This is a genomic window from Spirosoma litoris, assembly GCF_054776755.1.
In genome coordinates this window covers 42,343-54,503 of the sequence record NZ_BAAHBI010000017.1, presented here as the reverse complement: position 1 = coordinate 54,503, position 12,161 = coordinate 42,343, and the positions used below count along the sequence as shown (strand labels likewise).

The window sequence follows — 12,161 nt, the reverse complement described above, 5'->3', positions numbered from 1 at the left end:
TCAAATCAATCAGATTTGTGGTCACAAACTACAACCTATCATTACAAGTTTAGAACTACCATAGAATCTATTTTGGACGAGCACTAGTTGTAACGCCTTCAAGAATGAAATCACGATTAGTTAATGGAAATGACCATAAAACGTTCCTTATCAAAAGATTGCTAAACAAACCGTTCGGTGCGTTGCTGCTACCGAACGGTTGATTCAGGGGGTTAGCCCCAGAAGGTTATCCCATGAATCGATTCATCATAGGTTGGTAATAAGTTTATCGCTGTCTTGATAATGGGACGTTGCAATTTTTCTGGAATAAGCGGAGAATAAATCTAGGTTAAATGGACAGACTTATAGATCGAGTTTCTAAAACCGAAAGTAAAGATGCATTGCTTTTAGCTCCCACAATCTGTTAGGCGTCAGGGATATATACTGATTTTCATCAGTCTCACTCACCAAGAAAGATCAATGGAAGAGTTATTATGCCGACAAGTGAGATTAGAAGGAAGTGTTGAGGCCTTGGCTGCTTTTAGTAACCGGCCAATTCAAGTCGTCACATTGACGATTACTTCCCTTAATTTTATATCAAATTTATTCGATCGTTCCATAAGCTTGTCTTGGCCTGCAATCATTTGGACCACTTCGTGAACGATTTTCAGCAGTAGAATACGCCTACACTTTTTCCGGTAGGGAAGTTAACATAAGCACAGGAGCAGTGTTAACTATTTAAACGATAGTTTTTTAATAAATAAAGGCTTTTAATACCCAAATAGTATACATTCGTTCTATCGAATTCTGAACCACTCCTGTTAAAAACGTTATGAAACCCCTCTTTACAATGGATAAGACAGCCTATGCCAATATGCTGGCTGGCCTGAACAGCCAACATTTTACGGAGCGGAAAGGGAACCTGACCGACTTTCGGCTGTACTATGATGACCTATGGCTGTCTGACACGGCCGTGATCGAAAATCTGCGTTTATACCGGGGTGAGTGGGAGGTAGAATTGATTTTTGCCTATGCGGCCGATCCGCTCAAGTTCATTAAGCGCCGGATTACGTCCAATTCTTGTCCAAAACGAGCCGCGCAGCAAGCACATTACATGCGCCGGTTAGCTGCCAAAGATCAACGGGGTACGCTCACCGTTTCGGCCAATCAACTAAATGTCTGTCTGAATTAATTTCTTATGCCTGGCTCGACTAAAGGACGTATTTTGAACGCATCAGTCCGACTCTTCAACGAGTATGGGGTTGATGCCGTGCGTCTTCAACAGATAGCCGAAGAGATAGGTATCAGCGTAGGAAATTTGGCCTATCATTTTAAAACGAAAGATGCTATCATTGAGTCGGTATATGAGCAGGTTCTCGATGAATTCACCCATATTTTCCGCCAATATCTTCAGGCACCAGAGCTAGCTGACTTCGATCAGCAAATCAGTTTGTACTACCAATTCTTCCAGAACTACCGGTTTTACCTGGCCGAATTTTTCAAAACCAATCCCGAACAAACAGAGCAGCAGCGTCAATGGCAGTGGGTAGTTAATAAAATGCTGATGCAACTGCGGAGCTGGCTCGATTTTCATGTTCAGCGGAATAGGTTGCGTCCCGAAACTAATCCAGAGCAGTATGATCAACTGGCGCAGTCACTCTGGATGACACTGGTATTTTTCCCCGCATTTGCTGCCATGCGCGGGCAGACGACCACCGAACAAAGCTACAAACAAGCCGTTTGGGGACACTTGCACCCCTACTTCACCGAAGAAGGTATCTCCGAATTCGAAACATTGGTACTGCCTATGCTGGCTTAGTAGCCAAAGGGGGGCCTAGTTGCAACTAGTTGTCATTCCCTGCTACTAATCAGTTGTTTGATTGATCCAGGTCATTGGCTTTTGGGCTAATGGCCTGGATCTTGCTATATCCTTAGAAAAAATTAGAAAAAATTTTCTAATTAAGAATTATAATTATATTTGTACTTCTTATAATTCAAAATTCCGAACCCTAACACCCCCGTATCGCATGGCTAACGTATTATGGCTTCAGGGAGGAGCGTGCAGCGGCAACACGATGTCGTTCCTCAATGCTGAGGAGCCCACCGTTGTCGAATTAGTGACCGATTTTGGTGTCAACATCCTCTGGCACCCTTCTATTGGCCTTGAAATTGGTGAACAGGTCACCGATCTGCTCAACGATATTCTAAGCGGTCGTACTCAATGCGACATACTCGTGTACGAAGGCAGTATTATTCAAGGGCCCCACGGGAGTGGTACCATGAATTACTTTGCCGATCGTCCCATGCAGGATTGGGTTCGGGATCTTTCGAAAGTAGTTGGTTATGTGGTGGCTATCGGCGATTGCGCCACCTGGGGGGGGATTCCTGCTGTGGCTCCCAACCCCAGCGAGTCGACGGGTTTGCAGTTTTTGCGGAAGGCCAAAGGTGGTTTTCTCGGGACTGATTATGTATCGAAAGGCGGTTTGCCTGTTATTAATATTCCCGGTTGCCCGGCTCACCCCGACTGGATTACGCAAATCCTGGTGGCCATTTCCACCGGCCGAATCAGTGATATATTGATAGACGAATACCATCGTCCCAAAACGTTCTTCACCGACTTCGTGCAAACGGGTTGTACTAACGTGATCAGTTTCGCTCAAAAAGTCGATGGTGGCTTTGGTAAGCGGGGCGGCTGTTTGTTTTATGAGGTAGGTTGCCGTGGGCCAATGACCCGCGCCAGTTGCAACCGGATTCTGTGGAATCGGCATTCGAGTAAGACCCGCGCCAATCACCCGTGTCTGGGTTGTACGGAGCCGGGTTTCCCGCACCATGACCTGGAAAAAGGCAGCATCTTTAAAACGATGCATTATCTCGGCTTCCTGCCTAAGGAAACGCCAGAAGGTACGTCGAAGCTAGGCTATTATCTCCGTGCAGGCTTCGAGAAAGTCATTTCCGGCAGTGAACGTCTTGTCGGTGTTGAACAACCCCAGTTTTCCTCCTCCAAATAAAATAATGAGTGAAAGAGCGAAAGAGTGAATGAGCGAAACCAGATTGCCTAAGTGGTATGGTTTCATTCTTTCGCTCATTCACTCTTTCGCTCTTTCACCATTCGAAACATGGCAACTCAGAAAGAATTAAATATATCGCCGGTTGGGCGGGTTGAGGGCGACCTCGACGTTAAGGTTTATATGGAAGACGGTGTCGTGACGCGGGCGCATACGCAGGCGGCCATGTTCCGGGGCTTCGAAAAAATCATGCAGGGCAAAGACCCACAGGCGGGTCTGATCGTAACGCCCCGTATTTGTGGTATTTGCGGAGGTTCTCACCTGTATTGTGCTTCATCGGCACTGGATACGGCCTGGAAAACAACCCTGCCACCTAACGCATTGTTGTTGCGGGCCATCGGGCAGGCTACCGAAACCATCCAGAGTATACCGCGCTGGTTTTATGCCATTTTCGCTACCGACATGGCGAATAAAAAGTTCGCTAACAAGCCTCTTTACGATGAAGTCGTAAAACGCTTTGCGGCTTATGTGGGTACGTCCTTTCAACAGGGTGTTTCGGCTAGCGGTCGTCCGGTGGAGGTGTATGCACTTTTTGGCGGTCAGTGGCCGCATTCGAGCTATATGGTGCCGGGGGGCGTTATGTGTGCGCCAACGCTTAAAGACATCACCCGCGCGCACGCCATCATGAACCAGTTCCGCAAAGACTGGCTCGAATCACTCTGGCTAGGCTGTTCGATTGAGCGGTATATGCAGATCAAAACCTGGGATGATTTGATGGCCTGGGTAGAAGAAAACGATTCGCAGCGCAATTCTGATCTGGGCTTGTTCATCAGGGCCAGTCTGGAATTTGGTCTGCACAAGTTCGGTCAGGGTGTTGGCAAGTTTATCGCTTATGGAACGTACCTGCATAAAGACCATTACCAGAAACCGACCGTAGAGGGCCGTAACGCAGCGTTGATTAACCGAAGCGGATTTTTCGATGGTAAAAAATACCACGTTTTCGACCACCTGAATATCAAAGAACACGTTGGTCATGCCTGGTATGCCGACGTTCCGGCAGCTCACCCTTGGGATGAACCTATGCCAACACCCCTACAGTCGCACACCCTGGCTGACTCGAATTTCAACGAAAAATATAGCTGGGCAAAAGCACCTCGCTACATGGACATGGCAGCTGAGGCTGGTCCGCTGGCGCGCGTGCTCATGAACGCTAACCCTGACAATCTGTTGCCGCATCAGGTCTTTGACCCGCTGTTTGGTGATGTGATCAAAAAATTAGGAACGAACGTATTTACCCGGACGTTAGCCCGCGTTCACGAAGCCGCCCGACTGTATACACAAATTGATGAGTGGCTCCGTCAGGTAGACCTCAATAGTGAATTTTACATCAAGCCTGAAGAACGTGATGGTAAAGGCTTTGGCGCTACTGAAGCCGCCCGCGGTTCACTGGCTCATTGGATTGAAATTGAAAATGGGGTTATCAAAAATTACCAGGTGATGGCACCCACCACCTGGAACGTTGGCCCGAACGATGACCGGGGTAACCCCGGTCCGATTGAAGCCGCCCTTGAAGGTACCGAAATCGAAGATCCGCACGATCCTGTCGAAGTAGGCATGGTAGCCCGTTCGTTCGACTCCTGTCTGGTTTGTACCGTCCACGCCCACGATGGGAAATCGGGCAAGGAAATGGCCAAGTTTAAATTATGAATGAGTGAATGGTAGAGTGAGTGAATGATTGGGTCACCTGCGCAATGAATAGGCTACTCATTTATTCACTCATTCTATCATTCATTCACTCTCTCATTCGTATGAAAAAGACCGCCATTATGGGTTTTGGCAATCCCGTTCGTAGCGATGACGGCGTGGGTTGTTATGTAATCGATCAACTCCGAGAATCACTTGGTGAGCAACCTGGAGTTAGTTTGTTTGATATGGGTACGTCGGCGTTTGAGGTGCTGTTTCAGTTGCGTGGGCACGAACGAATTCTGATTGTCGATGCGGTGATCAATACGGGAGAAGCTCCCGGCACGCTCTACAAACTACCGGCTCACGAAGTGGAAGCGGCTATTCAAGACGACCCGATGGTGTTTCTGCACAGTTTGAAATGGGGTCAGGCACTATCGTATGCCCGTAAAATTTTGCTCAAGGATTATCCCGACGATATCCAGATTTACCTGATTGCAGTCGATGATACGAAGCTGGCAGTGAACCTATCCGACGTGGTGAAAGAGGCCGGTGATCGTGTCGCGGCTTTAATGCGGGAAGAGGTTATTGGTTATTCGTTATTAAGTTAATGGTTATTGTGTTAATAGTGAATTTATTACCTGAATTGCCAAACCGAATCCCAATAACTTAATAACGAATAACTCAGTAACTAATAACCAACAATGGTTTACCTGAAGAATAGCTATTTGCTCATCGAGGCATCTATCGCCAAAGTTGCTTTGGGCGACGATTTACAGGTAAGTATGGTGTATTACCCCGACCGACAAACGTTGCTGGTGGCGGGTAAGTCGAAAGCGTTTTTTGAGAAGCTACACAAAACCAGTTGGCTACTCCTGAAAGATCGAAATCTGTTGGGCGACAAGTCAGTAAACATCCGTGAACTGTTGATTGATAACGACCTTGATGATGCTGACCGTGACTTAGCCTACGAATTGAAAACTACCGGTATTCTGAGCATTACGCTCTAACCACACGTTATGTATTACCTAACCATACAAACCGACGATATAGATTCTGTTACGTGGGCCATCCAAACTGAATTTCGGCTTGATGAGCTGGTGCAGATAAGTCCGATAACTGATACAACACCTAACGCGGATGCGATACTCGTTATTGAGGGAGTTATCCAATTACCCCTCGATTGGGGTGAAACATTACCCCCAGTTTTACTCCCACATCCACTAGCTTTCTCAGCCGACAATCTATTGTCGTTCGTGTTTATACGGTTAGGGAACTGGGAGAAAGCGTATACCTACGCCCGACATGATCGCCTGCTCGCCGATACCATCGACCTTACGAACCGGTTGCAGTCGGGTGTATCGCTGGTAGCACCCGTGCGGCCTGTTAACGGGGTAGGTACGTTTGAAACCTACCGGCGCTGGCACAACCGGGCTGTCGCGTTGCACTACGGTAATCTCGAAAGCGATGCAACCGACGACGTGGCAGAAGCCTACAGATTGGGCATAGATCTCGCACCCGATGCCGAGTATCAGGCATACACAACCAAACAGTTCGCCACGCTGCTGCTCGACACCGGGCAACTAACCGAGGCTAACCACGTACTGGAACAGGCGAGTGTTTCTGAACTAAGTGATACGGCCAAACACGAGTTGTTGGCTGTTCAATATGCTGTATGGCTTCAACAGTTGGTGGTTCCCTACGATGCCGATTTGCTGAAAAAAACGAAAACGGCGCTCTGGCAGGTACTGCAATATTACGAAGCCCAACAACGATCTATTCAGGTGGGTTTGTTGCTGGTCGATGCTGCACAGGTTGCCACCTTTTCCAACAGTTTTTCTGAAGCGCTGGGCTATATCAGTCGTGCGGTGACCATCTTTGACAACGAAGACGTCCCCGAACTACTAGCCAACGCGCAGTACCGCAAGGGTATATTGCTCTATACCTGGGCGCAGAACGGTAATCCGCAATTTTACCGTCCGGCTATGGAAGCCTATCAGCAAGCCCTTAAGGTGTTTACACAGCAAAGTGCTCCCGCTATTTTTGCCGAAATTCAGCACCACCTCGGGGTCATTTTTTCCGAAATTCCTGATGAAGTCAAGAAGAAAAGTATCTGGGCCGCCGTGTCGTCAAGTTCGTTTCAACAGGCATTGGCCTATTTTACTCGGGAAGAATTTCCTTATGAGTATGCCACGGTTTGCAACCACTACGCTAATGCGCTGACAAAGTATCCACTGGCCAGGAAATCTGATAATTATGCCAGAGCTATTGGCTATTATCGTGATGCTCTACGGGTTCGTACTGCCGATGCATATCCGTACGAACGTGCGTTAACCATCCTGAACTATCTCGAAGCGGGCTGGTATGTAGGTGAAGACGACCCCCAAAACCAGCGGGCACTCTACGACGATATGGTTAAAAAAGCGGGTGAAATACGGACATTGGTGGCCGATGAAGCTCTTATTCGGGATGCCGATTTGCACCTGGAACGCCTGGATGAATTGGTTATTGGTTAATGGTTATTCGGTCATGGAAATGGTGTCGGTAGTTATGAATGGCTTACGGAGAAGTTTAGTAACGAATAACCAATAACCAAAATGCATGAAATCTCATTAGTCCGTAATATTTTCCGAACACTTGAAGATGAGTTTCCTGCCGATATAAATCGGATTCGGGGTATTTATCTGAAAGCAGGGTTACTCTCGAACGTGCAACCCATCCTGATGCAGAATGCATTTGCGGCTGTATTGGAAGATGAACCGAAGTATCAGCAAACGAGCCTGCATGTAGAAGTGCTACCCATTCTGATCCATTGCGATGACTGCGATAAAACGACCGAAGTGCAGCACTACAAATTTGTCTGTTCCTGCGGGAAACCCAGCCGAAACGTCGTGCAAGGCGAAGAGTTACTGATAAGCAAAGTAGAGTTTTGTGATTGAGACTGGTTATTGGTTACTGGTTATTTGTTGATTGGATCTCCGAATAACCAGTAACCAATAACCGAATAACCACTAACCAATGATAACTGCCAAACCCAAATCAAATCAGGCTTCTGTAGGAGCCGTGCAGTGCGAAAATACCACGCTGAACCTGCTAAAGGTCAATGATTTTGTGGCAAAAGCCATTCGTGATCGGTTGCCCGATGTACTGGTCATTAACGTCTGCTCGTCGCCGGGTAGTGGTAAAACCACACTTATGCAGGAAACCGGTAAACGACTTGCCGGTCGGCTGAATATGGCCGTGCTGGTAGGCGACCCCGAAACCGAACGCGATGCCATTCGGATGCGCGACGTGGGAATCAACGCCCTGCAGATCGTGACAGGGGGCATGTGCCATATCGAAGCGCAAATGATTTACCAGGCCCTCGACCATATCGACCTGACGGGTGTAGACGTGCTGTTTATCGAAAATGTAGGCAATCTGGTTTGCCCGGCCGCCTTCGACCTCGGCGAAGACTTGCGTGTAACCCTGCTGGCCACAACCGAAGGCGACGATAAGCCCAAAAAATACCCACGCATGTTCCTGACCAGCGAACTGATGGTCGTCTCAAAGGCGGACTTATTGCCTTATGTACCCTTCAAAGTGGAGAACGTAACCCAGGACGCCCGCGACGTGAACCCCGATATTGAGGTGTTGACTATTTCCAGCACCTCAGGCGAGGGCCTCGATGCGTGGTGCGGTTGGTTGCTGGCCAAGGTAGAGCAAAAGCAATATTCAAAGAGCGAAAGAGTGAATGAGTGAAAGTTGCTTACACCTATATCGCTCATTCACTCATTCACTACCCCATGACGTTTCATCTTCACCTTACCGGACAAGTGCAGGGCGTGGGCTTTCGGCCTTTCGTCTGGCAATTGGCTCGGGCAATGAAACTGCCAGGTTCTGTGCGTAATGGAGCCGATGGGGTACATATTTACATCACTACTGATCCTGCTACGGCGCAGGTATTTTCAAGCCGCGTTCAGGCCGAAGCACCCGTAATCGCCCGGATTCGGTCGGTGGAACTGCGTGAGATTGAGCCGATTCATTTCGATGACTTTTCGATTGTTGATAGTCAGGTAAAAGGTCCGGCATCACTATTGTTAACGCCCGATCTGGCGCTTTGTGACACCTGCCGGGCCGAAATAAATGATCCAACCAATCGGCGTTTTGGCTACGCCTTCACGACCTGCACGCATTGCGGGCCGCGTTACTCCATTCTGTACCAAGTACCCTACGACCGGTCAACCACTACCATGACCGGATATGGTATGTGCGTTGACTGTGAACGGGAATACAACGACCCGGCCAACCGGCGGTTCTACGCCCAGACCAACTCCTGCCCAACCTGCCCCATTGAGATACAGGTATACGATTCGGCTGGTTGTTGCCTTCAGGCCAGCCAAAATGTTCTCCTGCGAACTGTGGTTTCCAGTCTTCGGGGCGGCTGTATCGTAGCGGTTAAAGGCATAGGTGGCTATCTATTCGTGTGCGATGCAACCAACAAGAACGTCATAAGCCTGCTTCGTGAACGCAAACATCGCCCCACCAAGCCCCTGGCGGTTCTGTATCCGGACCTGAGCAGCGTACAGCAGGATTGTTTTCTGACCGACGATGAACGGGCGCTACTAAGCAGTCCGATATCGCCCATCGTGCTGCTGGATCTACGACCGCAATCCGTCTCCAGGCTGGCCGTTGACCAGCTCGCACCGGGTCTGAAACAATTGGGGGTTATGCTACCCTATGCCCCGCTGCTCGCGTTAATTGCCAGCCACTTTGATACCCCATTAGTGGCAACCAGCGGTAACATAAGTGGCTCACCGATTTGCTACACCAACAAGCAGGCGCTGGAGCAACTATCCGCCGTTGCCGACCTGATCCTGACCCATAATCGGGACATAGTTGTGCCGCAGGATGATTCGGTCATGCGGTTGTCGCCAACTTACCGCCAGCCTATTGTACTGCGTCGTTCGAGGGGATTGGCGCCGACAGTTACTTTCAATGCCTGGGGGGGAAATGCCAATATTCTTGCGCTCGGCGCATCGCTCAAGAGTACGTTTGCCTGGCAGGTAAGGGGCAATACCTATGTTAGTCAATACCTCGGCGATCTGGAAAGCTACGATACGCAGACCAGCTTTCGGGCTACACTCGATCATTTTTTACATCTGTTCGATGCAACGCCCGAGGTTATTCTGGCTGATATGCACGAAGGCTATTTTTCAAGCCTGTTAGCTTTCGACTTATCGACTGCCTGGGGTGTTCCACTTGTGATGGTTCAACATCACGAAGCTCATCTGGCTGCGGTAATGACCGAAAACGATTTAGCCAACGAAAATGAGCCTGTTTTGGGCATTATTTGGGATGGAACGGGCTACGGTACTGATGGACAAATTTGGGGTGGTGAGTTTATTTCCTATCAAAACGGCACCTTTGATCGGGTAGGGCACTTCGATTATTTTGACGCGCTGCTAGGCGATAAAATGCCCCGCGAACCGCGATTATCAGCACTGTCATTAGCTTTTACTATTTCGGATGCTGATGAGCTACTAAGGTTAAAATTCACGGATAAAGAATGGTCTCTGTATTTAAAACTTCTCGAATTGAGCAAAAGCCGACTGAAAACCAGTAGCGTCGGACGGCTTTTCGATGCCGTTGCTTCCCTTCTGGGATTAGTTGACCGGGTAAGTTATGAGGGCGAGGCTGCACTACTACTGGAAACTACAGCTGCTCAATACGTTCTGGAAAACGGTTATGAAGCGTCCCAAAGCTATTTGCCTGACGCTTTAATGACAACCCAGATACCCACAAGGGCTATCGTAGCAGGTGTTGTCCGGGATAATCTGGCTGGACTGCCAATAAACCAGATCGCGGCCAACTTTCATTACACGCTGGTGCAGGCTGTAGCCGCTATTGCCCGGCAAACGGGCATTCAACAACTGGCCTTTAGTGGTGGCGTTTTTCAAAATGCGCTGCTCGTAGACTGGCTCCGGTACGAACTGGAACCAACTTATCAACTCTATTTTCATCGCCAGCTTTCACCTAATGACGAGTGCATCTCGTTTGGGCAATTGGCCCATTATGCGTTGACTACTGCAAATAATTCACGTTTAAAAGCTGAAACCTGCCATGTGCTTAGCTATTCCCGGTAAAATAAAATCCATCGAATGCCAGTACGATGGATTGGTTCGTATGGCCCGCGTGAATTTCGGGGGTATCATTAAAGACGCTAGTTTGGATATGGTTCCAAGCGCGCAGATAGGTGACTATGTGCTGGTTCATGTGGGCGTCGCTATCAGCATTGTGGACGAAGAAGAAGCCGAGAAAACGTTTGCCTATCTCCGGGAGATAGGAGACTTGGACGAATTAACAGAAAGTAGCCAACTAGACTGCCCCGCTGTATGAAACACCTCACCGAATACCGCGACCCTGAACTGGTAGATCTGTACATTCAGGAACTTCATCGAACTGCCACTCGCCCGTGGACAATCATGGAGGTGTGCGGTGGACAAACACACGGGCTGGTTAAAAATGGCATTCTGAACCTATTGCCTGACCTCGTTACAATGGTACACGGGCCGGGCTGCCCGGTTTGTGTGACCCCCGTTAATCTGATCGACAAGGCAGTGTATCTGGCCGAAGAAAAGGGTGTAATTCTATGCTCGTTCGGTGATATGATCCGGGTGCCGGGTTCGACCAAAAGCCTGCTCGATGCTAAAGCGGGTGGGGCCGACGTCCGGATTCTGTATTCGCCGTTGGAGGCCGTTCGGCTGGCGCGCGAAAACCCCGACCGCGAGGTCGTGTTTTTCGCCGTTGGTTTCGAAACGACAGCGCCCGCCAATGCACTTTCGCTCATACAGGCTCAAAAACTAGGGCTTAAAAACTATTCGATTTTAGCGTCTCATGTACTGGTGCCGCCCGCTATGGATGCTGTCATTCAGGATGACAATACCCATATTCAGGGTTTTCTGGCGGCCGGTCATGTTTGTGCCATTATGGGTATCAACGAGTACAGCCCATTGGTTGAGCGCTATAAAATGCCCATGGTTGTAACGGGCTTCGAGCCGGTTGATCTGATGCAGGGTATTCTGATGGTGGTGCGGCAACTGGAGCGGGGTGAATACAAGCTTGAAAACCAGTATGCCCGCGTAGTTCGGCCAGAAGGGAATCCCGAGGCCAGGCGCATTATCGAACAAGTATTCGAAGTCGTAGACCGCGAGTGGCGGGGCATCGGAAACATTCCCGGCAGTGGCTGGGCGGTGCGCCCTGAACTTGCCGCCTTCGATGCCGATCGCAAGTTTTCGGTGTCGATTACCAAAGCCCCCGAATGCCCCGATTGCATTGCGGGTCTGGTTTTGAAAGGCATCAAAAAACCGAATGAATGTAGTCAATTCGGACGTGCCTGCTCACCTGAGCGTCCGCTGGGCGCACCCATGGTGTCATCGGAGGGTGCCTGTGCGGCTTACTATCATTTTTCAATGAGTGAATTGGTGAACGGGTGAAAGAGCGAATGGCGAAAGA

General features: G+C 49.1%; 12 protein-coding genes. All 12 read left to right on the top strand.

Features of this window, described 5'->3' with window-relative positions; genetic code table 11:
* The first annotated feature begins 811 nt into the window (after window positions 1-811).
* The 12 genes from ACYVGR_RS12170 (at window position 812) to hypD (ending at window position 12,142) form a co-directional block, all read left to right on the top strand.
* Window positions 812-1,171 carry a hypothetical protein gene (locus ACYVGR_RS12170; RefSeq protein WP_460956895.1) on the top strand — a complete coding sequence of 120 codons (360 nt, stop codon included), beginning with the start codon at window positions 812-814 and terminating at the stop codon, window positions 1,169-1,171.
* Between the two features lie 6 nt (window positions 1,172-1,177).
* The gene (locus ACYVGR_RS12165; protein WP_460956893.1) at window positions 1,178-1,798 is read left to right on the top strand and encodes a TetR/AcrR family transcriptional regulator; all 621 of its coding nucleotides are present in this window, start codon (window positions 1,178-1,180) and stop codon (window positions 1,796-1,798) included.
* Window positions 1,799-2,006: 208 nt separating this feature from the next.
* The gene (locus tag ACYVGR_RS12160; RefSeq protein WP_460956891.1) at window positions 2,007-2,987 is read left to right on the top strand and encodes an NADH-quinone oxidoreductase subunit B family protein; all 981 of its coding nucleotides are present in this window, start codon (window positions 2,007-2,009) and stop codon (window positions 2,985-2,987) included.
* Between the two features lie 108 nt (window positions 2,988-3,095).
* A complete protein-coding gene (locus tag ACYVGR_RS12155; RefSeq protein WP_460956889.1) occupies window positions 3,096-4,691 on the top strand; it encodes a nickel-dependent hydrogenase large subunit in 1,596 nt (531 codons plus the stop codon).
* A gap of 101 nt (window positions 4,692-4,792) precedes the next feature.
* Window positions 4,793-5,278: a hydrogenase maturation protease gene (locus tag ACYVGR_RS12150; protein WP_460956887.1), complete on the top strand. Its 486-nt coding sequence runs from the start codon at window positions 4,793-4,795 to the stop codon at window positions 5,276-5,278.
* Between the two features lie 93 nt (window positions 5,279-5,371).
* Entirely contained in the window at window positions 5,372-5,677 is a 306-nt protein-coding gene (locus ACYVGR_RS12145; protein WP_460956885.1) for a hypothetical protein, read from the top strand.
* Window positions 5,678-5,686: 9 nt separating this feature from the next.
* On the top strand, window positions 5,687-7,183 hold the full coding sequence (locus ACYVGR_RS12140; protein WP_460956883.1) for a hypothetical protein: 1,497 nt from the start codon (window positions 5,687-5,689) through the stop codon (window positions 7,181-7,183).
* A gap of 81 nt (window positions 7,184-7,264) precedes the next feature.
* Window positions 7,265-7,606 (top strand): hydrogenase maturation nickel metallochaperone HypA/HybF, encoded by a 342-nt coding sequence (locus ACYVGR_RS12135; RefSeq protein WP_460956881.1) that lies wholly within the window; start codon window positions 7,265-7,267, stop codon window positions 7,604-7,606.
* Between the two features lie 79 nt (window positions 7,607-7,685).
* Window positions 7,686-8,408: a hydrogenase nickel incorporation protein HypB gene (gene hypB / locus ACYVGR_RS12130; protein ID WP_460956879.1), complete on the top strand. Its 723-nt coding sequence runs from the start codon at window positions 7,686-7,688 to the stop codon at window positions 8,406-8,408.
* Between the two features lie 44 nt (window positions 8,409-8,452).
* Entirely contained in the window at window positions 8,453-10,792 is a 2,340-nt protein-coding gene (gene hypF / locus ACYVGR_RS12125; protein WP_460956877.1) for a carbamoyltransferase HypF, read from the top strand.
* A complete protein-coding gene (locus ACYVGR_RS12120) occupies window positions 10,770-11,045 on the top strand; it encodes a HypC/HybG/HupF family hydrogenase formation chaperone (protein ID WP_460956875.1) in 276 nt (91 codons plus the stop codon). The genes hypF and ACYVGR_RS12120 overlap by 23 nt, the downstream gene beginning before the upstream one ends.
* Window positions 11,042-12,142: a hydrogenase formation protein HypD gene (hypD, locus tag ACYVGR_RS12115; protein WP_460956873.1), complete on the top strand. Its 1,101-nt coding sequence runs from the start codon at window positions 11,042-11,044 to the stop codon at window positions 12,140-12,142. Before ACYVGR_RS12120 ends, hypD begins: the two co-directional genes overlap by 4 nt.
* Window positions 12,143-12,161 lie beyond the last annotated feature (19 nt).